Annotated in this window: 21 protein-coding genes; 11 read left to right on the forward strand and 10 right to left on the reverse strand. The window is 61.5% G+C overall.

The genetic code is table 11. The features are described from left to right. Positions 1-191: 191 nt before the first annotated feature. On the reverse strand, positions 192-1,562 hold the full coding sequence (gene xseA, locus QD208_RS00920; protein ID WP_279835291.1) for an exodeoxyribonuclease VII large subunit: 1,371 nt from the start codon (positions 1,560-1,562) through the stop codon (positions 192-194). Positions 1,563-1,970: 408 nt separating this feature from the next. On the opposite strand from xseA, the gene guaB reads away from it, so the two are divergent. Both guaB and guaA read left to right on the forward strand, forming a co-directional pair. Beyond that, positions 1,971-3,440 (forward strand): IMP dehydrogenase, encoded by a 1,470-nt coding sequence (guaB, locus tag QD208_RS00925; protein WP_131431234.1) that lies wholly within the window; start codon positions 1,971-1,973, stop codon positions 3,438-3,440. A 165-nt stretch (positions 3,441-3,605) separates the two neighbouring features. Further along, complete coding sequence (gene guaA, locus QD208_RS00930) at positions 3,606-5,180, forward strand: glutamine-hydrolyzing GMP synthase (protein ID WP_054555315.1); 1,575 nt, start codon at positions 3,606-3,608, stop codon at positions 5,178-5,180. Positions 5,181-5,353: 173 nt separating this feature from the next. On the opposite strand, the gene QD208_RS00935 is transcribed toward guaA, so the two are convergent. The 3 genes from QD208_RS00935 to QD208_RS00945 form a co-directional block, all read right to left on the reverse strand. After that, on the reverse strand, positions 5,354-5,971 hold the full coding sequence (locus QD208_RS00935) for a hypothetical protein (RefSeq protein WP_279835293.1): 618 nt from the start codon (positions 5,969-5,971) through the stop codon (positions 5,354-5,356). Further along, entirely contained in the window at positions 5,968-7,161 is a 1,194-nt protein-coding gene (locus QD208_RS00940; protein WP_279835294.1) for a DUF3500 domain-containing protein, read from the reverse strand. Before QD208_RS00940 ends, QD208_RS00935 begins: the two co-directional genes overlap by 4 nt. Before the next feature lie 142 nt (positions 7,162-7,303). Then, positions 7,304-8,194, reverse strand: coding sequence for a pseudouridine synthase (locus QD208_RS00945; RefSeq protein ID WP_279835295.1), 891 nt, complete (start codon positions 8,192-8,194; stop codon positions 7,304-7,306). Between the two features lie 441 nt (positions 8,195-8,635). On the opposite strand from QD208_RS00945, the gene QD208_RS00950 reads away from it, so the two are divergent. Both QD208_RS00950 and QD208_RS00955 read left to right on the forward strand, forming a co-directional pair. Then, positions 8,636-9,643, forward strand: coding sequence for a hypothetical protein (locus QD208_RS00950; protein ID WP_248379946.1), 1,008 nt, complete (start codon positions 8,636-8,638; stop codon positions 9,641-9,643). 96 nt (positions 9,644-9,739) lie between these two features. Next, a complete protein-coding gene (locus tag QD208_RS00955) occupies positions 9,740-10,756 on the forward strand; it encodes an IS30 family transposase (RefSeq protein WP_279835297.1) in 1,017 nt (338 codons plus the stop codon). Positions 10,757-10,909: 153 nt separating this feature from the next. On the opposite strand, the gene QD208_RS00960 is transcribed toward QD208_RS00955, so the two are convergent. Together QD208_RS00960 and QD208_RS00965 are read right to left on the reverse strand one after the other, a co-directional pair. After that, on the reverse strand, positions 10,910-11,224 hold the full coding sequence (locus QD208_RS00960) for a hypothetical protein (RefSeq protein ID WP_043333722.1): 315 nt from the start codon (positions 11,222-11,224) through the stop codon (positions 10,910-10,912). 203 nt (positions 11,225-11,427) lie between these two features. After that, positions 11,428-11,880 carry a hypothetical protein gene (locus tag QD208_RS00965; RefSeq protein WP_279835298.1) on the reverse strand — a complete coding sequence of 151 codons (453 nt, stop codon included), beginning with the start codon at positions 11,878-11,880 and terminating at the stop codon, positions 11,428-11,430. Between the two features lie 434 nt (positions 11,881-12,314). Between QD208_RS00965 and QD208_RS00970 the strand changes: the two genes are divergently transcribed. Then, entirely contained in the window at positions 12,315-12,749 is a 435-nt protein-coding gene (locus tag QD208_RS00970) for a hypothetical protein (protein WP_043333725.1), read from the forward strand. Positions 12,750-13,091: 342 nt separating this feature from the next. Here QD208_RS00970 and QD208_RS00975 read toward each other — a convergent pair whose 3' ends face one another. Next, a complete protein-coding gene (locus QD208_RS00975) occupies positions 13,092-14,699 on the reverse strand; it encodes a hypothetical protein (RefSeq protein ID WP_279835300.1) in 1,608 nt (535 codons plus the stop codon). Positions 14,700-15,782: 1,083 nt separating this feature from the next. Between QD208_RS00975 and dbpA the strand changes: the two genes are divergently transcribed. The 3 genes from dbpA (at position 15,783) to QD208_RS00990 (ending at position 18,338) form a co-directional block, all read left to right on the forward strand. Further along, positions 15,783-17,183, forward strand: coding sequence for an ATP-dependent RNA helicase DbpA (dbpA, locus tag QD208_RS00980; protein WP_043333726.1), 1,401 nt, complete (start codon positions 15,783-15,785; stop codon positions 17,181-17,183). Between the two features lie 251 nt (positions 17,184-17,434). Then, positions 17,435-18,007 carry an N-acetyltransferase gene (locus QD208_RS00985; protein WP_279835301.1) on the forward strand — a complete coding sequence of 191 codons (573 nt, stop codon included), beginning with the start codon at positions 17,435-17,437 and terminating at the stop codon, positions 18,005-18,007. A 163-nt stretch (positions 18,008-18,170) separates the two neighbouring features. After that, positions 18,171-18,338, forward strand: coding sequence for a hypothetical protein (locus QD208_RS00990; RefSeq protein ID WP_166019763.1), 168 nt, complete (start codon positions 18,171-18,173; stop codon positions 18,336-18,338). A 121-nt stretch (positions 18,339-18,459) separates the two neighbouring features. Here QD208_RS00990 and QD208_RS00995 read toward each other — a convergent pair whose 3' ends face one another. Beyond that, positions 18,460-19,818 carry a NarK family nitrate/nitrite MFS transporter gene (locus tag QD208_RS00995; protein ID WP_043333727.1) on the reverse strand — a complete coding sequence of 453 codons (1,359 nt, stop codon included), beginning with the start codon at positions 19,816-19,818 and terminating at the stop codon, positions 18,460-18,462. A gap of 562 nt (positions 19,819-20,380) precedes the next feature. Between QD208_RS00995 and QD208_RS01000 the strand changes: the two genes are divergently transcribed. The 3 genes from QD208_RS01000 to QD208_RS01010 all read left to right on the forward strand — a co-directional run bounded on the left by QD208_RS01000 (position 20,381) and on the right by QD208_RS01010 (position 23,006). Continuing rightward, a complete protein-coding gene (locus tag QD208_RS01000) occupies positions 20,381-20,956 on the forward strand; it encodes an ANTAR domain-containing protein (RefSeq protein ID WP_054555320.1) in 576 nt (191 codons plus the stop codon). A gap of 50 nt (positions 20,957-21,006) precedes the next feature. Beyond that, complete coding sequence (locus tag QD208_RS01005) at positions 21,007-22,215, forward strand: CmpA/NrtA family ABC transporter substrate-binding protein (protein ID WP_279835302.1); 1,209 nt, start codon at positions 21,007-21,009, stop codon at positions 22,213-22,215. Positions 22,216-22,385: 170 nt separating this feature from the next. Next, positions 22,386-23,006 carry a TetR/AcrR family transcriptional regulator gene (locus tag QD208_RS01010; RefSeq protein ID WP_043333730.1) on the forward strand — a complete coding sequence of 207 codons (621 nt, stop codon included), beginning with the start codon at positions 22,386-22,388 and terminating at the stop codon, positions 23,004-23,006. Positions 23,007-23,165: 159 nt separating this feature from the next. Here the strand turns inward: QD208_RS01010 and preA are convergent, their stop codons facing one another. After that, a complete protein-coding gene (gene preA, locus QD208_RS01015; RefSeq protein WP_084589409.1) occupies positions 23,166-24,530 on the reverse strand; it encodes an NAD-dependent dihydropyrimidine dehydrogenase subunit PreA in 1,365 nt (454 codons plus the stop codon). Next, entirely contained in the window at positions 24,530-25,912 is a 1,383-nt protein-coding gene (locus QD208_RS01020) for an NAD(P)-dependent oxidoreductase (protein WP_279835305.1), read from the reverse strand. Before QD208_RS01020 ends, preA begins: the two co-directional genes overlap by 1 nt. Positions 25,913-25,960 lie beyond the last annotated feature (48 nt).

Consider the following 25,960-nt stretch of genomic DNA (forward strand, 5'->3'; position numbering starts at 1 on the left):
ACGCGTCCGAAGCCACGTGAAGGGCATGAGGTCAAAAGCGGCCCGGCGCCACGCGAAGGTCGTAAGGCCAAAAGTGGCCCGGTGTGTCGGACGTAAAGCGCCCAAGAAAAAGCCCCGTTACCGGTTCAGGTAGCGGGGCTTTTTTCGTCTTGTTCTCGTCTTGTTCTCGTCAGTCCGAGGCAAGACAGGGCTCAGGGGCGCGGCTTGTAGCGGCGTTTGACCTCGACGGCCAGGCGGCCTTCGCCGAGGCGGATCGAGAGCATCTCGCCGGGTTGGGTCTGGTGGGCGGCGCGAATCACCTTGCTGTCGCCGGGTGACTGCGTCTGGCCGCTGCCGACGCGTTCGACGATGGCGTAGCCACGGTTGAGCACATTGAGCGGACTGACTGCATTCAGCGCGCGCATCGCGCCTTCCAGGCGCTCACGATCAGCGGCCAGGCGGCGTGGCAGGGCGTTGTTGAGGCGCGGGGTCAGCATCGCCAGTTGCTGACGATGGCGCTGGATGTCGCGCGCGGGACTGGCCTGCTGCAGGCGGCGGGTCAGCTGGTCGGCCTTCTGCTGCTCACTGGTCATGCGCATGCGCACTGCGGTGTGCAGGCGGCGTTCCAGCTCGCGGGCACGCTGGCGCTGGGTTTCCAGCTCACGGGCCGGATGACGCAGGCGCGAGCGGGCATGATCCAGCCGCTGCGCCGCCTGATCGAGGCGGGCACGCTGCGCGCGCCACAGGCGCTGCTTGAGGGCGGTCAGTTGCTGCACCTGGGCGCGTTGGTCCGGGTACAGCGCCTCGGCTGCAGCGGAGGGCGTCGGCGCGCGCAGGTCGGCGGCCAGTTCCGCCAGGGTGGTATCGGTCTCGTGGCCGATGGCGGCCACCACCGGCAGGCGCGAGTGGAAGATGGCGCGCGCCAGATGCTGGTCATTGAAGGCCCACAGGTCTTCCAGGCTGCCGCCGCCGCGTGTGATCAGCAGCGCATCACAGTCGCTGTCGCGATTGGCCATCGCCACCGCGCGAATCAGTTGCGGCACCGCCTGCGGCCCCTGCACGGCGACCGGCAACACGCTCAGATGCGCCTGTGGCCAGCGCTTGCGCGTCACCGCGATAACATCCTGCAGCGCGGCGCCGGTCGCGGAGGTGATCACGCCCAGATGGCGCGGCGGATGGGGCAGGGCGCGCTGATTGGCGAACACGCCCTCGGCCGCCAGTTGTTCTCTCAAGCGTGCCAGTCGCGCCAGCCACTCCCCCAGCCCCGCCTGCTGCAACGCCTCGACGATCAACTGATAGTCGCCACGCGCCTCGAACAGCGACACCTTGGCGCGCACCCGCACCCGATCGCCATCCCTGGGCTTCACGCGCAGAAACTGGGCGCGGCTCTTGAACAGCGCACAGCGCACCTGGGCGTTGTCATCCTTGAGCGTGAAGTAGCAGTGGCCGGAGCGCGGCTGCGAAAAGCCCGAGATCTCCCCCTCGATCCAGAGCTCCCCCATGCCTCGCTCCAGCAGGCCCTTGGCCTCGCGGTTGAGCTGGGTCACGCTGATGGCGTTGGCGGCAGACGAGGTTTCGAACACGCGACATTCCTTGTGCTGGAGCTGACGGAAGCTTGAGTGAGGGCGACTATTGAAGCTTGTGAAGAGAACAAGACAATGATGCCACAGGCGAGAAGCGAGAGACGATCAAAGCGATCCTCGGGATGCGCTGGCCAGCACCCAGCGAGGCTCGGCTCTGGCAAGGTGGCTCACCGCCCGCCAGCCCGCAGGCCGCGCCATCCGTGGCTTTAGTTGACCAGATGGTTAGTGTCGTCGGGACGTGAAGTTGCGAGTTTGATAGCCTGCGACGTTTGTCTCGGGCGGGGCGAATGGGTTATCATGGGTGATTACCTCGCAGCAACCGCTAGAACCGTAGTCATGGCGCCTGTCCATCGGGCCCTGCACTGCGGCTTTCGCGCATCCCTCATAAACTGCTACTGGGCGTTCGACATGCTACGTATAGCGCAAGAAGCTCTGACGTTTGATGACGTTCTTCTCGTCCCCGGCTACTCCGAGGTCCTCCCCAAGGACGTCAGCCTGAGATCACGTCTCACACGCGACATCAGCGTCAATATCCCGCTTATCTCCTCTGCGATGGATACCGTCACCGAAGCTCGCCTGGCCATCGCCATGGCGCAGGAAGGTGGTGTCGGCATCATCCACAAGAGCATGAGCATCGCCCAGCAGGCCGCGGAAGTCCGCAAGGTCAAGAAGCACGAAAGCGTCATCGTGCGTGACCCGGTCACTGTCAGCCCGAAGGCCAAGATCCAGGATCTGCTGGCAATGTCCGAGGAGCATGGCTACTCCGGCTTCCCGGTGGTCGAGGGCGAATACCTGGTCGGCATCGTGACCGGTCGCGACATGCGCTTCCAGCCTGACTTCAGCGATACCGTCGCCGGCATCATGACCGGCCGCGAGAAGCTGGTCACCGTGCTGGAAGGCACGCCGCTGGACCAGATCAAGGCCAAGCTGCAGGAAAGCCGCATCGAGAAGATGCCGATCGTCGATGACGAATTCCGCCTGCGCGGCCTCGTCACCGTTCGCGACATCGAGAAGGTCAAGACCTACCCGAACGCGGCGAAGGACAGCAACGGCAGCCTGCTGGTCGGCGCCGCCGTCGGCACCGGCCCGGAAACCCCGGACCGCGTCGCTGCACTGGCCGAAGCCGGCGTTGACGTCATTGTCGTCGACACCGCTCACGGTCACTCCAAGGGCGTGATCGACCGTGTCGCCTGGGTCAAGGAGCATCACCCGAAGATTCAGGTCATCGGTGGCAACATCGCGACCGCTGAAGCCGCCATCGCCCTGGCAGAAGCCGGCGCAGACGGCGTCAAGGTCGGCATCGGCCCGGGTTCCATCTGCACCACGCGTATCGTCGCCGGTGTCGGTGTGCCGCAGATGAGCGCCGTCGCCAACGTCGCGGCCGCCATGGCCAAGTACGACGTGCCGGTCATCGCCGATGGCGGTATCCGCTTCTCCGGTGACATCGCCAAGGCCATCGCCGCAGGCGCCAGCATCGTCATGATCGGCGGTCTGCTCGCCGGGACGGAAGAAGCCCCGGGCGAAGTCGAGCTGTTCCAGGGTCGTACCTACAAGGCGTATCGCGGCATGGGTTCCATGGGCGCCATGTCCCAGACCCAGGGTTCCAGCGACCGTTACTTCCAGGACAAGAATGCCGGCGTCGAGAAGCTGGTACCGGAAGGCATCGAAGGCCGCGTGCCCTACAAGGGCATGATGAGCGCCATCGTGCACCAGCTGATGGGCGGCCTGCGTGCCTCCATGGGCTACACCGGTAGCCAGACCATCGAAGAGATGCGCACCGTGCCGCAATTCGTGCAGATCACCGGTGCCGGCTTCGCCGAATCCCACGTCCACGACGTGCAGATCACCAAGGAAGCGCCCAACTATCGGCGCGACTGATACATAGCGAAGCGCGACGCAAAGCGGGAGCCCAACACGGGTTCCCGCTTTGCTTGGGTCGAACGAACTTTCGGTATCGGCTACCCTCGACGCCAGATTGTTTCGGCCCTGCGCTCCCTCGCAGCTCCGAAGCGGGTCTCACGACTCCCCAATGAGAGACTGAAGATGCAAGACATCCATTCCCACAAGATCCTGATCCTCGATTTCGGTTCCCAGTACACACAGCTGATCGCGCGTCGCGTGCGTGAGCTGGGCGTGTTCTCCGAGGTGCGTGCCTTCGACATCACCGAAGAAGAGATCCGCGAGTACAACCCCAACGGCATCATCCTGGCCGGTGGCCCGGAATCCGTCACCGAGCTGGACTCGCCGCGTGCGCCTGAGTGCGTGTTCGAGATGGGTCTGCCGGTGTTCGGCATCTGTTACGGCATGCAGACCATGGCCGAGCAGCTCGGCGGCAAGGTCGAAGGCTCCAACGTGCGCGAATTCGGCTATGCCCAGATTCGTGTCGACGGTGAGTCCGCGCTGTTCAAGGACATCAAGGACCACCTGGACGACGAAGGCCGCCCGCTGCTCGACGTCTGGATGAGCCACGGTGACAAGGTCGCGAAGGTCCCGGAGACCTTCACCGTCACCGCCTCCACCCCGAGCTGCCCGATCGCCGCCATGGCGTGGGAAGAGAAGCAGTTCTACGGCGTGCAGTTCCACCCGGAAGTCACCCACACCCTGCAGGGCCAGCGCATCCTCGAGCACTTCGTGATCGAGATCTGCCAGTCCGAGCGTCTGTGGACTCCGGCCAAGATCATCGAAGACCTCACGGATCGCGTTCGCGCTCAGGTCGGCGACCGCAAGGTGCTGCTCGGCCTGTCCGGCGGTGTCGACTCCTCCGTGGTCGCGGCGCTGCTGCACAAGGCCATCGGCGACCAGCTGACCTGCGTCTTCGTCGACAACGGCCTGCTGCGCAAGAAGGAAGGCGACCAGGTCATGGAAACCTTCTCCCGCCACATGGGCGTGAAGGTCATCCGTGTTGACGCCGAAGACCTCTTCCTCGGCAAGCTGGCTGGCGTCAGCGACCCGGAAGCCAAGCGCAAGGCCATCGGCAACACCTTCATCGAAGTGTTCGATGCCGAAGCTGCCAAGCTCAAGGATGTCGACTTCCTCGCCCAGGGCACCATCTACCCGGACGTGATCGAATCCGCTGCCAGCAAGACCGGCAAGTCCCACGTCATCAAGTCCCACCACAATGTCGGCGGCCTGCCGGACGACATGAAGATGGAACTGGTCGAGCCGCTGCGCGAACTGTTCAAGGACGAAGTCCGCAAGGTCGGCCTCGAACTCGGCCTGCCCTACGACATGGTCTACCGTCACCCCTTCCCGGGGCCGGGTCTGGGCGTGCGTATCCTCGGTGAAGTGAAGAAGGAATACGCGGATATCCTGCGTGAAGCCGACGCCATCTTCATCGAAGAACTGCACAACTTCGACTGGTACCACAAGACCAGCCAGGCGTTCGCCGTCTTCCTGCCGGTCAAGTCCGTCGGCGTCGTCGGCGATGGCCGTCGTTACGAGTGGGTCATCGCCATTCGTGCCGTCGAGACCGTCGACTTCATGACTGCCCGCTGGGCGCACCTGCCGTATGAGCTGCTGGAGAAGGTCTCCAACCGCATCATCAACGAGCTGGAGCACGTCTCGCGCGTCACCTATGACGTCAGCAGCAAGCCGCCGGCCACCATCGAGTGGGAATGATCGCCTGACGATCACCCCTCGCTGAGCTGACGCAGCGTTCTGTCGAGACGGTCTCTTGAACTGATCGAGACGAGAACGCAGCAAGCAAAAAGCCCTTCTGGCCATTGGCCGGAAGGGCTTTTTTGTGGGCGCGATTCAGGAAACGCAAACCGCCTTGTTTACTCCAGCTCGGTTCACTCCTGCTTGGCTGGTGCCTGCCTGGCCTTGCGTAGATCGAGCCGTATGCCGTGGGCGGAGTGGAAGAAGCCGAAGTCTGCCAACAGGCGGGTGTCGCCTGCGGGTGTTTGCCATTCGACTTCGGCGCGGTGATTGCGAACTTCGTGCATCACGGCGTCGTATTTCAGCAGCAATGAGTCGGGTAAGGCGCCTTCGTGGCTCAGGTTCCACTGGGTGACGACCAGCAGGTAGTCGCCGAGTTGTGGCTGATAGGTAGAGGTGAGATGCGCTTCGGTGAGCGTCAGCGGTAGCGTGTCGCCGTCCTTGGAGAGCGCCAGGTGCTGACTGAGATAGTCGCCGAGCTGATCTGTCAGCGTCTGCGCCAAGGGAGCATCAGGCTTGGCGTCACCAAGCGCTGCCAGTTCCGGCGCGGCGATCAGCAGGTCTTCACGCGGGAACTGGAGAGTGAGCTTGAGCGTATGCTGCGGCTGCTGCTGGAAGATGAGCGTGCTGCCGGGCAGGGCATGGGCGTGAGCCGACTGGATGATTCCCATGCCGCTGATTCCCAGGGCATTACCGCCGATCATCACCGCGAGCGTGAGCAGCACCGCGCGCCACGGCGAGCTACGGGTCATTCGCTCTGGCCGCCGTAGTCGTCGGTGCGGTCACGCCATACCGAGTGCGGATGGTTGCCGACCTTGTCGGTGGACTTGTTGGACTGCAACGAGAATTCGATCCACAGCGACGGGCCGTGTATCCGCACATAATCGTTTTCGGCGCTGACCTGCGGCGTGCCGGAGAAGCCGAGATAGGTCTCGGGAAGCTCGGAGGTGTACTTCTCCATGTAGGCCGCGGCTTCGGGGGCGGAGATATCGTCCACGTAGGTCTCGATGGCCGTCAGCAGCAGCGCTTGCTGGTCATCATCCAACTCGGAGACCGGCAGGCCTTCATAGCTTTCGGGGATGGCATCGTCGGCCTGAGGGCCAGCGAGGATGTCGCGGTAGGTGCCTTCCAGCGTGGCCTTGGCCTTCTGATCATCGGAGAGCGAGCTCAACAGGGTGGCGAAGGCATCGCGTTCCTGGGTCAGTGGCTCGTTCACGCGCCCGTTCATCTCGAAATAGGGGAAGGGTTCCACGCCACGGAAGGAGGGCGTGGCACCGGCCAGCTTGCCGTCGGTGTAGGTGTTGGCGAAGGCCATGTGGTGGCCGCCGTAGTACAGCTCCCAGGTGCCGGTCTCGCCGGGCGTGCCGAGGAAGGCGAACTTGGTGTTGTAGGAGGAGTAACCGGCCTTGTAGTCGGTGCTGACGGTGTTGATGTGGTCATCGGCGTTGAGCGTCTGGAGCATCTCGTCGAAGCCTTCATCGGGCGCGTGGCCGGTGGCTTCCAGCATGATGGCTTTGACGAGGCCGCGCTGCTTGATATTCAGCTCGCCCAGCAGCACGCCAGGGCGTTTCGGGAAGGCGCCAGCGGGCAGATTGCTCCAGTTCTCGGCCTCAGCGAGGGAGTAGTCATGCTGCAGGTTCTGCAGGATGTCATCGTCGGAGATATCCGCCTTGAGCAGATCAATCAGGCACAGCATGCGCTCATAACCTGGCGTGTCGCCGCACTCGGCGGCGCTCTCGGGGATGGGCACGCTCTGCATCTGGGTGCTGGTATCGCCCATGCGCGCGCGCAGCGCCTCGCTCAGGGCCTGGTCTTCCGCTGACATCGGCGGCGGGCCATCGTGATCGGGCGGCGGCCCGTCGTGCCCTTGTTGTGCGAGGACGGGGAAGGACAGGAGCGCGGCCAGCGCGGCTCCTCCGGTCACTGCGAGACGTCGGGACATCGATGGGCCTATTTTCCGGGGACAGGAGGAAAACCTTAGCCCGCCTGACGTCGAGCAGGAAGCCTTCGCCAGATGATTTCTTTGTGCACATGCCGTGGCCTGTGCGTCGGCTGGCGACGACAACCACGGGCCATGCCACGGCTCACGCCAGTGTCAGGTCACCGTCGTATTCGAAGCGTCTTTCCTCGCCGGTGACAGGATCAATGAACTCGAATCCCTTGGAGAGCAGTTGCAAGGGGCGCGCGTAGTCATCCGGCGAGAGCGGTTGCAGCACGGGGTAATAGCGGTCATTCAGAATCGGCCAGCCCAGCGTCTGCATATGCACGCGTAGCTGGTGGGTTCTGCCGGTAACAGGGTGCAGCTCGAACAATGCCTGGCGGTCTGTCTGCTGCACGCAGCGAATCACCGAGTGGCTGTTGGCCGCGCCGTCGGTGACATGAATGCGGAAGCGTTGCTCGCTCTGCTCAAGACGATTCTTCACCTCCCACTGCTGGCCCACTAGGGATTCATCGCTGTGTGTCTCGGCGATGGCCTGATAGGTCTTGTGGATATTTCGTGACTTGAACAGCTGATGGTAGAGGGGGCGCGTGTCGGGATTGACGGAGCACAGCACCAGCCCCGCCGTGACTCTATCCAGCCGATGCACCGCCTGTAGCGCCTCTATCCCGGTGCGCTTGCGCAGTCGCTGCTGCAGGCACTCGTTCACGTACAGGCCGCCGGGCGTCACCGGCAAAAAGTGCGGCTTGTAGGCCACCAGAATGTGCTCATCCTGATAGAGAATCCGCTCCGCGAAGGGAATGTTTGGCTCGCTTGCCACCTCGCGGTAATAGAACACGCGCAGATGTGGCTGGTAGGGCGACTCAGGCGTAATCCGCGATCCATCATCGCGATGCACCTTGCCCTCGGCCATGCGCTCGCGCCAGCGTGACTCGGCAATCGCCGGAAACTTGAGCAGCAGATACTCCAGTACCGTCGTCACACCGGGATTGACCTGAGGCAGGCTCAGCTTGGAAGGACGCGCGGAAATGGACATGGAAGGCCTGACGTTGGGGGGAGGGGTCGATGAGGGCATTGTATAGGATGAGCGAAGAGTAGCCTTTGGCTCTATTCGACATGGAAGCGGCAAAGTAGGTACATGGCACACTCCGCCGTGGTTGCGATTGTTGGAATGTTTAAGTCTAATGTAAGGTTCAAATATACATTTTTACCGAAAATTACTATAGATGATAACAAATGTAGAGATAGTTTTTAGTCTACACTGTTCTTGTCCACGAAAAGCACAGCATCTTTGCGCTTTTGACTAAACTTATTGATCTAGAAGGGTATAAGTTTGATTGATTTTTTTGTTGGTTTTAGCTATAGATGTTCGTCGACGATATAGAAGTTTGTTTGACTCTTGCTGCCTTTGCTTTCTAACCATGTTGGAGGCGGGATAAATTATAATGGACCAAGTTAATTACTCAAGGACGGGGTTATGAGCGATGTCATAGAAGTACAAGGTGGTTATGACGAAGATGGTGATATGCCTGTATTGAATGACGCAGAACTTGATTTATACTTTAGAATGCACAAGAAGGTTAATGAAAGAAGTCAGGAGATATCAAAGACATATAAAAATAATATACTGGTTGAAATCGAAGATGTAGAGGAAGTGCATAATAAAGCAGTACAATGCATACGCTCGGCTAGACCTTACAGAGACTCTATTATTATGGAGTTGGTAGTTAGTCATCATGAAGGGGAGGCTGAAAGATTTAAATCTTTCGAAGATTTTAAGTGTCATAACTTAACCAGTCCTAGTCCAACCACTGAAGTGAGGATTACTTATAAGTTCTCGAGCTCTGACTCAGTGTCAGGTGATTTAGAGGCATATAAGGTCACTATAAGCATTAGATCTAGAATAGCCGATCTTACTCAGTTCGAGAAGGAAGCGCCACCATTTATATCTTCTGCAATTTTATCTAATATAGTTACTAGAACTGCTAAAATTAATGTTGAGTATAGTGACTATGTGAAAGCAAGGCATTTCGTCGCAATGTTTGATGAGTGGGTGAAAGGTTGCGATGAATCTCCAGAGGTTAAGTTTATAGTTCATCTTAAACGTATTTCTCATCTTATATCTAGGTTTAGTCATCTGCTAGTTATAGCGCTTCTTGGTTTTTTTGTATCTAATGCAATCGAGGTTGAGACAGTTTCAGGAAATGAAGTTCTCAAATTCATTGTGTTGTATGGGTCTGTTTTTTATGTTGTTAGTTCGTTGGCCGACCTATGTTTTAAAAAGTTGGAAGTTTCGATTGATAGCTATCTTTCATTATCTTATTTGAAAATAAATAAAGGAGATGCAAAGATAATTAAGTCATTTAAAAACAGGAATACACGATCTATATTTTGGTCGGTAGTTGGTTTGCTTGGTGGGGTTAGTATGGCAGTAGCGTCTAGTGCTGCTTATGATTTAATAAAGTATTTTATATCAGTTGATTGAATAAATTTTTATTGCCTAACGCTTGTGCTTATTTTTAACTACTTGGCCGCAGATTCTGAGTGCAATACCTGAGTTTCCCTGTAAGGTATTGCGCTCATGTCATACTCAGAACTCAGCATTACTGATCGTGCCACTATCCAGGTTTGTCTCTCTCAAGGCCTGAGCCTCCGAGCCATTGCTCGATGTCTGAGTCGTTCTCCCTCCACTATCAGCCGCGAAATTCGCCGAAATAGTGAGCCGAACAACGACTACCGAGCTGAACGCGCGCAAACGTCGCGACTCAAACGTCGGCGTTTTTGCCGGCCCAAGCGAAAGCTTGCCATCGGTAGTGAGCGGTTCAGGCTTGTCGAGTACCTTCTTCGCCGCTACTTGTCTCCTGAGCAGATCGCCGGCAAGCTTCGACACATGAATTTACCCAAGCTTGAAGACGCCTACGTCTGTCGCGAGACGATTTACACCGCCATCTATGCGCTGCCGGTTGGGCAACTGCGCAAAGAGCTCATCCATTGCCTGCGGCAAGGCAAAAGTACGCGTAAGCCTCGGCGTGGTGAGACGGACCGGCGAGGTCAGATCCCCGACATGGTCAGCATTCACCTTCGTCCGCCCGAGGTGGACAAGCGCGAGATGCCTGGGCATTGGGAAGGCGATCTAATCAAGGGCAAAGGCAATGCCTCAGCGATTGGCACTCTTGTAGAGCTCAGTAGCGGATACTTGATACTGGCAAAGATGCATGATGCGACTGCGACCTCAGCCGTAGAGGGCTTCAGTGCCGCGCTGAACAGAATGCCATTGGCAGCACGAAAAACCCTGACGTATGACCAAGGACGGGAGATGGCCAGGCATGCCGCTATCACGCAGAACACAGGCGTCGCTATCTACTTCTGTGACCCCCATAGCCCTTGGCAAAGAGGCAGCAACGAGAATATCAATGGGCTGATTCGTCAGTATCTTCCTAAGGGAACGGATCTGTCACTGACCAGTCAGGAAGAGCTGGATGCCATTGCCTTCGAGCTGAATATGCGGCCTCGAAAACGCTTTGACTTCAAATGCCCTATCGAGGTGATGAATGAACTGATGGCAAAGCACAATGAAGCACCACCCTCAATTCAATAGGGTGTTGCACTCAGAGCCTGCATCCGCCCTATATTTAGTTGGTATATTACAGAATAAAAGCCCTCCCGGCATCGCCGGGAGGGCTTTTTCATGCGTCTTGCGGACTACGTTCACCGATGGGTTGATCTGCGGGGTTCTACTGAGATCAGACCGTTACATCGGGTGTTGCTCTTCTTCGTAGAGCTCGGCCTTGGCGTCGCGTAGGACATCTTCGCAGGCGCTGTGGTTGGCCAGTTGCAGCATCAGGTTCTGGCTGAGGGCGAAGCCCTTGCCCAGGCAGGTGTCGACCTCTTCGCGGGTGAGCGCCGGGGTGACATTGCAGTCAATCTTCATCGTACGACTACCGCCATCAAAGCGGTCGGCGAGGGCGCGCAAGCGCCAGGCAAGCCGTGTTTTCCAGCGGGCGGTGGGGTCGGGGCCTTCCGTCACGTCGAGCGTGCAACGCCATTCAGGTTTGTAGACCTTCATGTGAACCTCCTCGGCTGGTCGTTTTCAATGATCGATCGTGATGTTCTGCTCCGCGTGCTGTGCTTGATGTCGTGCCTTGTTGCTCGTACCAGAAATGCGTTCCAGTCGTGCATATGACAGTCGTGCTCGAGGCTCGCGCGCCATCTTGATCGACGACAGGCCGAGCCTCTCTCTCACCATACGAGTTTTGGCGCCGAGATACATCAGTCTGAGTGTAAACGTTGCTTATCCTGATGTATCTGCAACAGCTGCTCCAGCGCCAGATGCAGCCAGTCGAAAGTATCAAGGGGCCTCACGACCCGCGCTGGCTCGCCACTTTGTGCAGCGGTGGCGGGGTTGTCAGGCGGAGTGTGCTCACCCAGCAGCTCCGCCAGGCTCTCGATCTGGATGCCTTCGCGTAATGCGAATGTCTCAAGCTCACCACTGGCCAGCCAGATCTCCTGAATCACTGTCGGCACCGCACTCATGGCACAGGCATAGTCGAGAATCTCGCCGCGCTCGCGTTCTGCTGCAATGCGCGCGGCATGCGCCAGCAGTTGGGCGCTCAAGGCCGGAAAGCGCGCCTTGGCAATGCGGGCCGGCAGATGCGAGTCGCCAGGCCCGGGCGCTCGCCAGCGGCGCAGCGCAGGAGAGAGCTGGGTGGAAGAGCTCGGCATTGAAGCGTCTGACGACACACAAGCAGACGGATGATCAGTCTTGGAGGCCATGTGGATAAACTCCAGAGCGAAGGGCGAGCCGGCAGGCCGGTCGAGGGGCGAGGGTCCAGGGTCAGGGCGAGGCTGCAAAGGCGCTAGTCCTTGATGAATCAGACAGCGAGAAAGGCAGAGTGTTGGATGGCGGGCGAGTCAGCGTCGCTTGCGCGGCAGTCACTGCTGCTGTTTTGCCCAACAATGGCAGCACGCGGATGCTAAACCCGCAGATGAAGCAGGCGTTCGCGCCAAGGAGTCACGCGGCGGGATTGCGCTGCCAAGTGATTAATTTCGCGAGAAAAAACATCAATCGATGCAACCAGGCGGCCACTTCGTACGTACACAGCAGCACGTGCCCGCTGCGTTGCAGCGCTGGCCCATTCCCCCTGGAGAGAATTGACATGACGAAGTACGCCGATCGAATCCGCATTTCCCTGTTGCTGCTGCGCCTCGGGGTCTTCCTCGTGATCACGATGTGGACACTGGACAAGTTCTTCAATCCTGGCCACGCCGCCGCCATCTTCGAGAAGTTCTATGCCATCGGTGGCATGGGCGAGGGCATCGTCATCGCGATTGCCGTCATCGAGATGGTGCTGTTGCTGCTGTTCGTCACCGGCGTGAAGAAGACCCTCACTTACGGTCTGGTGCTGTTGCTGCACGCCGGGTCTACCTTCTCTGCCTTCAAGCAGTATCTGGACCCGTTCGATCACCTGCTGTTCTTCGCCGCCTGGCCGATGCTGGCCGCCTGTGTCGCGCTGTTCATGCTGCGCGAGATCGACACCTGCTTCACCCTCGGTGGCAAGCAGGCGCGTCTTGAGGAAGAAGCGGCACGCTAAGTGCCCGTGGCCGAGCTGGCTGCAAGGCTCGGCCAAAGCCCTTGCTGAGATGACACACAAAAGCGCCGCTCGGGACATGCCCGGGCGGCGCTTTTGTGTGGGGAGGTATCGCCATCGTGCGTCTTCGTGTGGCCTTGCTTGCTTGCGCCGGGGAGAGTGGGGGCTCCAGCGTCGTTATGTGTTGTTTATTATTATGTTTATCCAAAAGGCAATCAGTTGGCTTATGTGAGGGTGATAAAGCCCATGATTGTTTCTTCTGTGCTCCATAACCGGCATTACGTAATCATCTGATGGCAAGGCCCACAGGCAGCACTGTGCTTGCTCAGGTCACGTCATGCCTTGCTACGCCATGCGGGACTTCTGCTGCAGGCCCAGTGAGTCACTCAGCACCTTGAGGGCGCTGGAGAAGTCCTCGGCGTCGCTCGCCTGTGCGAGACTGTCCGCGCTGGCTTTCTCGCTGACGACACTGTTTGCGATGGTCTTGTCGCTGGTCTTGTCGATGGTCATTCCACTGCCGCTTTCGCTTGCCATGCCGCGATCGCTGGCGATCACCTGACCGACGGAGTGAGCAGTGTCGCTGCCGAGCGCGTCGTCACTGGCGTTGCGCGCAATGATGGCCTGGAGGGCCGGCAGGCTGGCGTGATTGTGGAACTGCCATACGCCGTAGATGCGGCCATCGAAGGAGGCTTCACTGCCCAGTGTCGGGTCGACGGCAAGACCGGCGCCCAGCCCGAACATGTAGAGGCCCGCAAGACGCTGGCCGTGGATGTCGCAGGGGTTGCCGTTGGCATCGGAATCCAGCCCGCCATTCACCTCGCGCAACGTGATGGGCTGATGATGAGCGTCGCTGATGGTGGGCAGAATCGGCTGATAGCCGTTGCACTGCACCACGATGGGCGCGTCGGCGAGCACTTCGCTGGCCAGTTCCAGGCGTTGGGCACTGCCGGGGCCGGTCTGTACCAGCTGGATGTCCATTGCGCACTCTTCGATGCGGCCGGTGGCCAGAATTTCCTGACCGATGGCCAGCGCCCGGTAGCGCAGCCCGCCGGAGCGGTTGATGCGACCGCTGATCGGGCACACATCGCGCTCGGCATCGAAGTGATAGCCTGCGGCGCGCGCTTCTTCGGCATTCTCGAAGAACAGTCGAATCGGCGAGCGATGCAGCAGGGTGATCTCCTTGACGCGGGTATTGCGCAGCGCGTCGGCCAGCACGTCGAGCATCGAGAAGGCGCTGTGCGAGCCCCCCACCACACAGACGCGACCACCACGACGCAGGCGCGGCAACAGCAGGCTGCGCAGCTGTCCCGGCGGCATGCGCAACAGCTCATCGCCGCTGTAGATGCGTGCGCGCCGCGACGGCGTCAGTCCCTGACGGTGGAGGCTCTGGGTCAGTTGCTCCGGGCACTGCTGGCCGCCCAGATTGAGCACCAGGTTCTCGGTGCGCAGCCGCGACGTGCGCTGGGCCACTTCCGGTTCATGCGAGAGGGTCAGAATGCTGGTGCCGTCGAGGTACTGCAGCGTGTCCAGGCTGGTGCCGCACCACATCTCGACGCCCGGCAGGGCGGTGATGTGCGCCAATACCAGGGCACTGGCGGCTTCCAGTAGCTCGCCGATCTCATCGAGTCGCGGGGAGGAGTAGGGATCGGCGCGGATTCGCTCCAGGCAGGGTTCGCCTTCAAGCGGGGCCAGCACGTCGGCAAGTGCCGGGTCGCGCAGGCAGTCGAGGAACACATCACCGACCGAGTTGGCGGTGATGCGATATTCGCCCAGTCGACCAGCGCCAAGCTTGCCGCTGGCGTGGGTACCGCCGGCATCGAGAATCAACAGTCCGTGGCGGGCCAGTGTCGTGATCTGGCCTGTCTTGAGGGCATTGAACAGAAATCCCATGCCTGCCGGGCCGACACCGGCCACGATACATCCGTAGCCCGTGATTCTTGAGAGGTCCTTCATGTCGTCTTGCTCCCTGGGTCGTAGTGACATCTTGTGGCTGTTTCGGTAGAGAGGTGTGACCCCCTCTGACAGCTGGCGGCTTGAAGACTGCGCCGCTCTATTGCTGCTCCCCTGTTGTCGGGGCAGCGGTGACCGTGGTGTTGCGGGTGGCAAAGATCGCCTGTCCGTGCGATATCATTTGCTCTTTGACGTGCTATTACAGCAACTTGCATGCGTGTGGTGTCGCGCATTGCGGCGATGAAGCTGCAGGATTCACGTCAATGGTGTTTCCATGGTGTTGCCGGTTCTGAGTGCCGGCGACCTGTGCCTTGCACCGGGCTTGATGACCGGTTTCATGACCAGCGTGATGAGCGGTTTCGCACGAGCTGTCAGTACGCTTGCAACGATCCAATTCGGGAGACCACCCCGAGATCGAAAACGCCTGTGCGGCACGGACAGCAGTTCGCTATCTGCAAGTCATTGATATTCATGACATCGATTCAGATGTAGCCTCTGGGCGCGCAGCGGCACCGCTGCGGTAGCCGAGCGGTATCCAGCAGCACATCACTGATGAGAGGTGGCATTCCTCATACCCGGCATGGGGGTGGGCCCATCTCGGTATGCGCCAATCCTGGTGTGTCATTGGCACTGATAGTCTGAGGCAGATAACAAGAACGTCTTGATGATTATCCCGTCACGAATGTCGGCGCCATTTTCGTGAAGTTCGCTGCAGGAAATGCACGGCGTGAAATATGCAGCGACTCAGCCACCGCCTGATATGGGATTTCGTGACATGCCAACTGACCGTTGGCCATTTTGTTTAATTAACGATAATTAATAAATGATATTTGGCGGGAATCGAATCCTGTCGTGATGAAAATCATGCTTTGAGTTGAGTCACATGCGAGCTGGCTCATACGGTGTGCTGAGAGGTGAGTCTGGCGGGCAAGAGAGGGCGTTGCTCAAAAAGGCTATCTCGCCTGGGGAGCCGGTATCAGGTGCTGGCATCCGTGGCAGGCGTTAGTGGCCACGCTCTGCTATGCTCTGCGCCCGCGCGTAAGCCCGTTCGGCTCGTGCCTGTTCATCGATTGAAGGAATGTCCCCGTGACTGACGCCACCGCCACCCCTGCCTTTGCCTCTCTGGCGCTGGCGCCCGAGCTGCTCGACAACCTCGCCACGCTCGAATATCACACCATGACGCCGATTCAGGCGCAGAGCCTGCCGCCGATGCTGCAAGGCCGCGATGTCATCGCCCAGGGCCAGACCGGCTCCGGCAAGACCGCTGCCTTCGGCCTGGGGCTGCTGTCGCGTCTCAAGGTCTCGCGCTTCCGTGTGCAGTCACTGGTGCTGTGTCCGACACGTGAGCTGGCCGATCAGGTCGCCGGCGAGATCCGTCGTCTGGCGCGCGGCCTGCACAACGTCAAGGTGCTGACTCTGTGCGGCGGCGCGCCCTTCGGCCCGCAGCTGGGCTCGCTGGAACACGGCGCGCACATCATCGTCGGCACGCCGGGGCGCGTGGATGAGCACCTGCGCAAGGGCAGCCTGAGCCTGGTCGAGCTCAACACCCTGGTGCTGGATGAAGCCGACCGCATGCTCGACATGGGCTTCGCCGAGGTGCTGGATGCCATCGTCGCCGAGACCCCGGAGGAGCGTCAGACGCTGCTGTTCAGCGCGACCTTCGCCGATGGCGTGCGTCCGATCGCCGAGCGCATGCTGCGTGATCCGGTCAGCATCGAGGTGGCCTCCACCCACGATGACAGCAGCATCCGTCAGCTGTTCCACCGTGTCGCCGATGACGAGGCGCGTTTCGAGGCGCTGCGTATCCTGCTGCTCAAGTACCGCCCGGAATCCAGCGTGGTGTTCTGCAACACCAAGCGCCAGGCGCAGGAAGTCAGCGACGCGCTCAATGAGCACGGCTTCAGTGCCATGGCGCTGCACGGTGATCTCGAACAGCGCGAGCGCGACCAGACACTGGTGATGTTCGCCAACAAGAGCACCTCGATTCTGGTGGCCACTGACGTCGCGGCGCGCGGGCTGGATATCGAAGCGCTGGACGCGGTGTTCAACTACGAGATCGCGCGTGATCTCGACGCTCACGTGCACCGTGTCGGGCGTACCGGCCGTGCGGGCAGCTCCGGCATCGCCTGCACGCTGTACACCGAGAAGGAAGACTATCGTCTGACCAAGCTGGGTGAATTCCTCGAGCAGACGCTGGAAGCCGAGCCGCTGCCCTCGAAAAGCATGCTGACGCGCGAGCCGTTCCATGCGCGCATGGCGACGCTGCAGATCGACGGTGGCAAGAAGGACAAGCTGCGTCCCGGCGATATCCTCGGCGCGCTGACCGGCGACGGCGGCCTGGAAGGCAGCAAGATCGGCAAGATCAAGGTACTGGCGCGGACCACCTTCCTCGCCGTGGAGCGTGATGTCGCCAAGTCGGCACTCACCCAGCTGATGAATGGCAAGCTCAAGGGGCGCTCCTTCCGCGCGCGTCGTCTCAAGAGCTGAGGCGGGCAGCGTCGGCGCGATGCTCGAGCAGTGCCAGCGACATATCTGGCCGGTATCGGCGAGAAGCCTGAGAGGGACTGAACCAGGCTTTTCATCTGCCATGCGACCTTGATATCACCCCAAGCGATGCCCGCCACCACGGCGGGCATCGTGCTTTTTGAGCAGCAGATTGACGCTCGCAGCCGCTGCGGGCGGTGGCTAAGCTTGAGGTAACGTCCCTGGCCATCAGGGCGCTGATCCGGTACCTCGTGATGACTGCCAACGCCGTCGATAATCTTCGCATTCGTGAAGAACGTCTCATTGATCATGAGCGCATCTACCGCATTCATGAATCCGTCTTTGCCGGCCATCGTGAAGCGCGCCTGGGTGATAGATTGCGTCGAGGCAATCTGGCGCAGATCTCGCTGGTGGCCGAGCGTGTCACCGACCCGGAGACCGGCCGTCACCTCAGCGAAGGCGAGGGCGGCCTGCTGGGGCATGTGATGGTGTCGCGGGTGGAGCTTTCCGGCTACCCGGACCGCGTACTGATGGCGTTGGCGCCGCTGGCGGTGCTGCCCCAGCATCAGCGTCACGGCATCGGCAAGCGGCTGGTGATCTCGGCGGTCAAGCGCTGCCGGCTGCTGGGGGCGGGGGCCGTGGTGGCGGCAGGCCATGCGGATTTCTATACCCATCTGGGCTTTCATCCGGCGTGTCATTACGGGCTCTACTGCCATCATGACGACGTGCCGGGTTCCTTCGTCGCCTTCGAGCTGCTGCCGGACTATCTGGAGGGGCTGGGCGGTGAAGTGCAGTTTCCCGAAACCTTCTCTGAGCTGGGTATCTGAGCAGCCTTGAGCGGTTGGTTTTGATCAGCAACAGGCAACTCGGCGTTGCGTGACCCTTGAAACGGCAAGGCTCCAGCTCCATGTTATGGGTAACACCACGTGGCTGCCTGCGTGTGATGGCAGCTGTCGCGTCATTCCGACCGATGATTCAAGGAGAGACATCATGAAGCTCAAGACTCTGGGTAGTTCGCTGATGATTGCCATGCTCGGTCTCGGTGGCCTGTCGCTCGCCGGTTGCGAGGACGAAGGCCCGATGGAGAAGGCCGGTGAGAAGATGGACAACGCCGTCGAGGAAGCCGGTGATAGCGTCGAGAACGCCACCGATAGCTGAGGCTCGGCTGCCAGCGCTGCGATGAGTCGCCGCTGGCCTGAGCTGTCGCCAGACACAAGAAGGCCCCGCCTCCCATGAGGCGGGGCCTTCTTGTGTCTGGCTCGGGGAGAGGGAAATCCGCTTATGCCGAGGCGGGCTGTTGCTCGCTCTGCTGCTTGCGGTCCGCGACGGCGGCGTCGTAGGCGCGGCTTTCCTCGGCTTCGGTGGCGGCGCTGAAGCGCACCAGCAGCGCGAACAGCGAGATCACGATCACGCCCATGCCCAGGTACATCAGGCCTTCCTGGTAGGTCAGCTCCTCACTGCGGAACAGGAAGCCCGCGGCGACCGCGCCTGCGTTGCCGCCCGCGCCGACGATACCGGCGACCGCGCCGAGTGCCTTGCGATTGACGAAGGGCACGATACCGAAGGTCGCGCCTTCCGCCATCTGCACGAAGAGGCTGAAGACCAGCATGATGCCGATGGCCACCGCGAGGGTTTCCATCTGGGCGAAGCCGACCAGCGCCACGCCTTCACACAGCAGCGCGATGAACAGCCAGCGCACGCGGCCCTTGAGGCCGGACTGGCGGGCGAACAGGTCGGAGAACACGCCGCCCAGGGTGCGGGCGAACAGGTTCATCAGGCCGAACAGGCCCGCGATGAGACCGGCGGTGGCAAGATCGAGATCGAAGTGATCGAAGAAGTAGATGGCGGCGACGTTGTTGATGGTCAGCTCGACCCCGAAGCAGGCGCCATAGACGAGGAACAGGGCCCAGACGCGAATGTCGCGTGCCGCCGCGCCGAAGGTGGCGCGCATGCTGTATTCCTTCTCGGCCTTGGGCAGCTCACCACGCTCACGCAGCTCGCTGAAATTGCCGTCCGGCGCATCCTGGGTGAAGAAGTAGTAGGCGATACCGGTCAGGAACAGCACGATGCCCGGCACGACCATCGCCAGACGCCAGCCCAGGGTCTGCTCGACGCCCAGCATCAGCAGGCCGGCCATCACCAGCGGCATCAGCATCTGGGTGGTGCCACCGCCCAGATTGCCCCAGCCCGCGGTGGTGGCGTTGGCGGTGCCGACCACGTTGGGGCCGAACATCACGGAAGTGTGGTACTGGGTGATGACGAAGGAGGCACCGATGGCACCGATGGCCAGACGGGCCAGGAAGAAGGATTCGAAGCTGTCGGCGAAGCCGATGCACATCACCGGCAGCGAGCCGAGGCACAGCAGCCAGGTGTAGGCCTTGCGTGGCCCGATGCGATCACACAGCACGCCGATGGCGAGGCGCACGATCACCGTGATGGCGACGGAGGCGATGATGGTGTTGCCGATCTGGGTCTTGGTCAGGCCGAGGTCGTCACGCACCACGGCCATCAGCGGCGCGATGCCGAACCAGCCGAAGAAGCAGACGTGGAAGGCGAACCACGACATGTGGAAGGCGCGCATTTGCGGGGTGTTGAAGCTGAACAGCCGGATGCGGCTGGCCTTGTTGCGGATATCCATGAGTGGGCTCCTGATTCAGCGTCGGTGCCGGGCACGAAGTCAGGTGTGCTCGGCGAGTGGTCGAACGGCTGTGAATGAACGACAGCAAGGGCGCCTCGTCATTGAGGGGCCTGGTTCGACGCACTCGTACTCCGAAGAGCCTGGTCCACGTCATGGATAGCGATGGCAGCAGTCGGTGATGCCATGGTTGCCGGCAGCAGAGCGTCTGTGCAGCAAGTGACAGGAACAAAGCAAGTAGCGCGCCAGTTGCGGGGGTGTAGGCGGGACAAGTGCCAGAAGATCAATGGCTTGGCGAGGGCAATAGATTGGCACGTGCAGGTGATGTCTCGGGCTGGGTGCGCGCTCGATGCGCGCTGGGGGTGCGTCAGCAAGGCGCGAGGTACCAGTCTGGCGCACGCGACTGGCGCTGGGAGGGTCGGCAAGGCGCGTGCCTCATTGCAGTGCAGCGACGCTTTCGGCTCGGCCGCTCTGAAGGCCTTTGGCCGCAGGGTTGCACCAGATTGCGGCACGAATCCTGCTTGGGTGTACGGCAAGTCTCATGCCCGACCCAAGGAAACCTGACATGCCCGTGACCGTGCTGATCGTCGATGTCCGCAGTGAGCGCTCCGCCGCGCTGGAGCAGGCGCTATTGAGCGCCGGCTTCGAGGTGGCGCTGCGCGTTGACGAGCACGAGGACCTGCACGCGCTGGTCGAGCAGCATCAGCCCGATGCGGTGATCATCGACGCCGACCTGCCCAGCCGCGACACCCTGGAGCATCTCGGCCAGCTGGGGCGACGCTATCCCAAGCCGATGATCATGCTGGCCAGTGAAGATGCCCCGGACCTCGTGCGTGAGGCGGCCGGCGCCGGTGTCTCGGCCTATGTGGTGGACCACGTCATGCCAGCGATGGTGCGCAGCATGGTCGAGGTCGCCATCACCAGCTTCGAGGCGCACCGTGCGCTCAAGGGGGAGCTCAACCGTACCCAGACCACATTGGTGCAGCGGCGCAGCGTCGATCGCGCCAAGGCCGTGGTGATGGAGACGCGCGGGCTCAGTGAAGATGCCGCCTATCAATACCTGCGCAAGACCGCCATGAACCGGCGCCTGGCCCTGCATGAGCTGGCCGATGAGCTGCTCAAGGCCGCGCGTCGGCGCTGAGCCGGTCGCCGTACTGTCCTTCTCTCTCGATCGTTCAAGAGGTGTGCGTGATGCCCACAGATGTACCCCTGAATGGCCATCAGCTGACGCTGGGCCTGATGCCACTCAATGATGCCGCGCCCTTCGTGGTCGCTGAGCAGTTGGGGCTTTTCCGCGAGGAGGGGCTGGCGGTGACACTCAAGTGGCAACCCTCGTGGGCGGCGTTGCGTGATGACCTGCAGACCGGCGTGTTGCAGGGCGCGCAGATGTTGGCGCTGATGCCGCTGACCTCCACCCTGGGCCTGGATGGCCGCGCCACGCCGGTGATCAGTGCCATGACGCTCAATCTGGGCGGCAACTCCATCACGCTGTCGCGCGCGCTGATGGCCACCCTCGACGAGGACGGCCACGACCTCTCCAGTCCGTTGCAGGTCGCGAAGGCGCTGGCGGCGCATATGCGCGAGCGCAAGCAGCGCGGTGAGCCACTGCTCAAGCTGGCCAGCGTGCACCCGTTCTCCTCGCACCGTTATCTGTTGCGCTACTGGCTGGCGGCGGGCGGCATCAATCCGGACCGCGACGTCGAGATGCGCGCCGTGGCACCACCGCTGATGGCGGCGCAGCTGGCCAGCGGAGCGCTGGATGGCTTCTGTGTCGGAGAGCCCTGGAACAGCCTGGCGGCGGCGCAGGGCATGGGGCAGGTGGTGGCGGGCAGTCACGATATCTGGCGCTTCGGGCAGGAAAAGGTGCTGGGCGTGCGCGAGGACTGGGCGGAGCAGCATCCGCTGGCGCATCAGGCGCTGATTCGCGCGCTGCTCAATGCCTGCGCCTGGCTGGACCGCCCCGGCAATCGGGCCAAGGCCGCCGAGTGGCTGCACGACGAGGGCATGCCGGAGGTGCCGATGAGCGTGGTGACGCGCGGGCTGGAAGATGTCGATGTCGAGCAGTCGGTGGACGACTTCCAGCAGCACAATCCCGGCTGGACCATCTTCCATCGCTATGCGGCCAACTTCCCGTGGCGTTCCCAGACGCGCTGGTACATCGCCCAGATGCAGCGCTGGGGGCATCTGCAGGGTTTCAATGACGAGGATCTCGAGGCGACGCTGACACGCTGTGTGCGCCCGGACCTTTACCGCACGGCGGCCCGCAAGCTGGGCATGGTGGTGCCGGTGGCGGATGAGCGCAGTGAAGGCACGCATCCGGCGCCCTGGTGGCTGAGCGGCGAGGCGGGCCAGGTGCCGATGCCGGCGGATGGCTTCATCGATGGTGCGGTCTTCGAGTGACGTCGCGGGCGCGGTTCTTGCAGGTCCGCGCTGGCGCGGGATTGCACGGCACTTGTAGATAAGTCGCCATCTCCTTTGCCGGATGACAGGGCAAACCTGACGGCTCAGACATGTTGGCAGTGCGGTTGTGATATTCTCATCGCACTGCCAGCACCGCGTCAGGGGATCGCATGACCACTCGCAAGTCTCAGATTCGCAAGGATAATGTCGGCCGCATCCTGCTCGCCGCCGAAAAGATCTTCGCTCTCAAGGGCTATGTCGGCGCCAGCATGGTCGATATTGCCGCCGAGGTAGAGCTGCCCAAGTCCAATCTGCATTACTACTTCAGCACCAAGGAAGCGCTGTATCGCGCGGTGCTCGATGGCCTGCTGGCGCTGTGGAAGGAAGATGCGCTGTGCTTCGAGGCCTACGACGACCCGCAGCTGGTGCTCTCCACCTACATTCGCGCCAAGATGATGCACTCGCGCCAGCGCCCCTATGGCTCCAAGGTGTGGGCCAGCGAGATCATGCAGGGCGCGCCGGTGCTGGGCGAAGAGCTGACGGTGTGGCTCGACGAGTGGGCCGAGATGAAGAAGTCACGTCTGCGCCAGTGGATCGGCGAGGGTCGCATCGACAACGTCGATGCCTCTGCCTACCTGTACATGATCTGGGCCAGCACCCAGCACTACGCCGACTTCGATCACCAGATCGCGGTGCTCAATCAGGGCAAGGCGCTGAGTGATCGGGAATTCGAGCAGGCGGTGCAGAACGTGACGCGGGTGCTGCTGAAGGGCGTCGGTTTGTCCGCCTGAGCCAGCAGGTGACTTCAGGATTGCATTGTCCTTAAGCTAATCACGATCATCATTGGTGGATCATCAAGCCAATGAAGAAGGGGCTGCCATTGCTGGCAGCCCCTTCTTGATTCTCATCTATTGCTAGCTGTTCCCCGGGATCAGAGGAGCACCAGACGATCAGGCCGCGCGATGCGGATTGCGCGGGTCCTCCATCCAGTTCATGTACGGCTTGCCGGTGTCCTGCACTTCCATGGTGATGCAGTCCTCGACCGGGCAGGTGATCTCGCACAGGTTGCAGCCCACGCAGTCGGCGTCCTTTACCTCATAGCGGGCGGTGCCGTTGTCCTTGGCCAGATGCATGATGGCCTGGTGCGAGGTGTCCTCGCAGGCGATATAGCAGCGTCCGCAGCCGATGCACTTGTCCTGGTCGATGCGGGCGATCACCTGATAGTTCATGTCCAGCTGCTTCCAGTCGGTGGTGTTGGGCACCGCCGCACGCGAGAACTCGTCGATACGCTGATAGCCCTTGCTGTCCATCCAGCGTCCCAGGCCGTCCTTCATCTCCTCGACGATACGGAAGCCATGCAGCATCGCCGCCGTGCACACCTGCACGCTGCCTGCGCCGAGGGCAATGAATTCCGCGGCATCCTCCCAGTTGGAGATACCGCCGATGCCGGAGATCGGCAGGTTGGCGGTTTCCGGCGTGCGCGCTATCTCGGCCACCATGTTCAGCGCGATGGGCTTCACGGCGCTGCCGCAATAGCCGCCGTGGGTGCTGCGGTCGCCGACGATGGGATGCGCGACCATGCGGTCGAGATCCAGATGGGTGATGGAGTTGATGGTGTTGATCAGCGATACGGCATCGGCGCCGCCACGCCAGGCGGCCTTGGCCGGTTCACGCACGTCGGTGATGTTGGGCGTCAGTTTGACGATTACCGGCAGCGAGCTGTAGGTCTTGCACCAGCGCGTGACCTGCTCGACATACTCCGGCACCTGGCCCACCGCCGCGCCCATGCCGCGTTCCGGCATGCCGTGGGGGCAGCCGAAGTTGAGTTCGATGCCGTCACAGCCGGTGGCCTCGACCTGCGGCAGGATGGTCTTCCAGGCCTCTTCCTCGCACGGCACCATCAGCGAGACGATCAGCGCGCGGTCCGGCCAGTCCTTCTTGACCTGGGTGATCTCGCGCAGGTTGATCTCCAGCGAACGGTCGGTGATCAGCTCGATGTTGTTGAAGCCGCTGACCTCGCCATTCGGGCCATAGTGCGCCGAGTAGCGGGAGGAGACGTTCACCGCGGCCGGGTCTTCGCCCAGCGTCTTCCAGACCACGCCACCCCAGCCGGCCTCGAAGGCGCGCACCACGTTGTAGGCCTTGTCGGTGGGCGGGGCACTGGCCAGCCAGAAGGGGTTGGGGGCACGGATGCCGGCGAAGTTGACCGACAGATCGGCCTTGTAGCTGGCGACGTGATCGCCACTTGCTTCAGCACTTGATCCAGCACCTGCCGGGCGGGCGTTATCGTCATTGAGCGGGGTATGAATGGTCATCAGGCGGCCTCCACCTTGAGCATCAGATCGTGATGGATGGCCTCGGCGGCCAGCTTGCCGTGGGCGACGGCTTGAACGGTGAGGTCCTGCCCGCGGGCGATGCAGTCACCGCCGGCATAGACGCCGGGCAGACTGGTGCGCAGCATCTCGTCCACCTCTATCCTGGCCCCCTCGCGGGCCAGCCCTGCGGCATGGACGTCGCTCAGGCTCGCGTCATCGAAGCCCTGACCGATGGCGGTGAAGACCCCATCGCAGGCCAGCGTGAAGGTCTCGCCGGTATCGACGAGGCGGCCATCCTCGACCCGCGTGCGCGCGAACTGCATCGCGCTGAGCGCGGCGTCATCGTCTTCTTTTGCCACATCGATCGCCAGCGGGCGCGCCCAGGTGTGGATCATCACGCCATTGGCGCGCGCGATTTCCTGCTCGTGATGGGTGGCGGACATCTGCTCTTCGCCACGCCGGTAGACCAGGTCCACCGTCTGCGCGCCGAGGCGCCTGGCCTGCACGGCGATATCGATGGCGGTGTTGCCGGCGCCGATCACCACGGCGTGTCTGGGCACCGCCAGGGCGTTCAGTTCGCCACTCTGACGCAGCACCTTGATGAAGTCGGTGGCCGCCATCAGGCCGCTGGCATCTTCGCCGGTCAGGCCGAGGGCATGGCTGGTGCCAAGGCCGAGGCCCAGGAAGACGCTGTCGAATTCGCGTGTCAGAGAGGCTAGCGCCAGGTTGTCGCCGAGGCGCTGACCGTGGCGGATCTCGATGCCGCCGATCTCGAGCAGGAATTCGACCTCGCGGGCGGCGAAGTCATCGGTCAGCTTGTAGCGGGCGATGCCGTATTCGTTGAGACCGCCGGCCTTTTCCTCGGCCTCGAAGATCACCACGTCGTGGCCGAAACGCGCCAGACGATGGGCGCAGGAAAGCCCGGCAGGCCCGGCGCCGACCACCGCGATACGCCGACCGGTGCTGGCGCCACGCGTGAACGGATGGGCTTCGAACTGGGCGTTGTCCAGCGCATGTCGCTGCAGCAGGCCGATCAGCACCGGCTGGCACTCATCGCCCTGATTGCGCACGCAGGACTGCTCGCAGAGGATCTCGGTGGGGCAGACGCGGGCGCAGCTGCCACCGAGGATATTGGCATCCAGAATCTCGCTGGCGGCGCCTTCGAGATTGTCATCGTGGATACGGCGAATGAAGGTCGGGATGTCGATGCTGGTCGGGCAGGCCTTGATACAGGGGGCATCGTAGCAGTACAGACAGCGCGAGCTCTCGATGAAGGCCTGGCGCTTGCTGAGCGCCGGATGCAGGTCTGTGAAACGCGCACTCAGCGCCTCTTCCGCGAGCCCGCTCGGGGCCCAGTGGGAAGGAGTGGAGGATGTGGTCACGGTGTGGCTCCTGCCCGCGCTCTGGCGCGGGGTCGTTGTTGTTGGTCT

The sequence above is a fragment of the Cobetia sp. 29-18-1 genome (assembly GCF_029846405.1).
GTDB classification, from domain to species: Bacteria; Pseudomonadota; Gammaproteobacteria; order Pseudomonadales; family Halomonadaceae; genus Cobetia; species Cobetia amphilecti.

Coding starts and splice junctions, on each gene's coding strand:
- guaB (WP_131431234.1), top strand. CDS start 1,971: ATGCTACGTATAGCGCAAGAAGCTCTGACGTTTGATGACGTTCTTCTC.
- guaA (WP_054555315.1), top strand. CDS start 3,606: ATGCAAGACATCCATTCCCACAAGATCCTGATCCTCGATTTCGGTTCC.
- QD208_RS00935 (WP_279835293.1), bottom strand. CDS start 5,971: ATGACCCGTAGCTCGCCGTGGCGCGCGGTGCTGCTCACGCTCGCGGTG.
- QD208_RS00940 (WP_279835294.1), bottom strand. CDS start 7,161: ATGTCCCGACGTCTCGCAGTGACCGGAGGAGCCGCGCTGGCCGCGCTC.
- QD208_RS00945 (WP_279835295.1), bottom strand. CDS start 8,194: ATGTCCATTTCCGCGCGTCCTTCCAAGCTGAGCCTGCCTCAGGTCAAT.
- QD208_RS00950 (WP_248379946.1), top strand. CDS start 8,636: ATGAGCGATGTCATAGAAGTACAAGGTGGTTATGACGAAGATGGTGAT.
- QD208_RS00955 (WP_279835297.1), top strand. CDS start 9,740: ATGTCATACTCAGAACTCAGCATTACTGATCGTGCCACTATCCAGGTT.
- QD208_RS00960 (WP_043333722.1), bottom strand. CDS start 11,224: ATGAAGGTCTACAAACCTGAATGGCGTTGCACGCTCGACGTGACGGAA.
- QD208_RS00965 (WP_279835298.1), bottom strand. CDS start 11,880: ATGCCGAGCTCTTCCACCCAGCTCTCTCCTGCGCTGCGCCGCTGGCGA.
- QD208_RS00970 (WP_043333725.1), top strand. CDS start 12,315: ATGACGAAGTACGCCGATCGAATCCGCATTTCCCTGTTGCTGCTGCGC.
- QD208_RS00975 (WP_279835300.1), bottom strand. CDS start 14,699: ATGAAGGACCTCTCAAGAATCACGGGCTACGGATGTATCGTGGCCGGT.
- QD208_RS00985 (WP_279835301.1), top strand. CDS start 17,435: ATGACTGCCAACGCCGTCGATAATCTTCGCATTCGTGAAGAACGTCTC.
- QD208_RS00990 (WP_166019763.1), top strand. CDS start 18,171: ATGAAGCTCAAGACTCTGGGTAGTTCGCTGATGATTGCCATGCTCGGT.
- QD208_RS00995 (WP_043333727.1), bottom strand. CDS start 19,818: ATGGATATCCGCAACAAGGCCAGCCGCATCCGGCTGTTCAGCTTCAAC.
- QD208_RS01000 (WP_054555320.1), top strand. CDS start 20,381: ATGCCCGTGACCGTGCTGATCGTCGATGTCCGCAGTGAGCGCTCCGCC.
- QD208_RS01005 (WP_279835302.1), top strand. CDS start 21,007: ATGCCCACAGATGTACCCCTGAATGGCCATCAGCTGACGCTGGGCCTG.
- QD208_RS01010 (WP_043333730.1), top strand. CDS start 22,386: ATGACCACTCGCAAGTCTCAGATTCGCAAGGATAATGTCGGCCGCATC.
- preA (WP_084589409.1), bottom strand. CDS start 24,530: ATGACCATTCATACCCCGCTCAATGACGATAACGCCCGCCCGGCAGGT.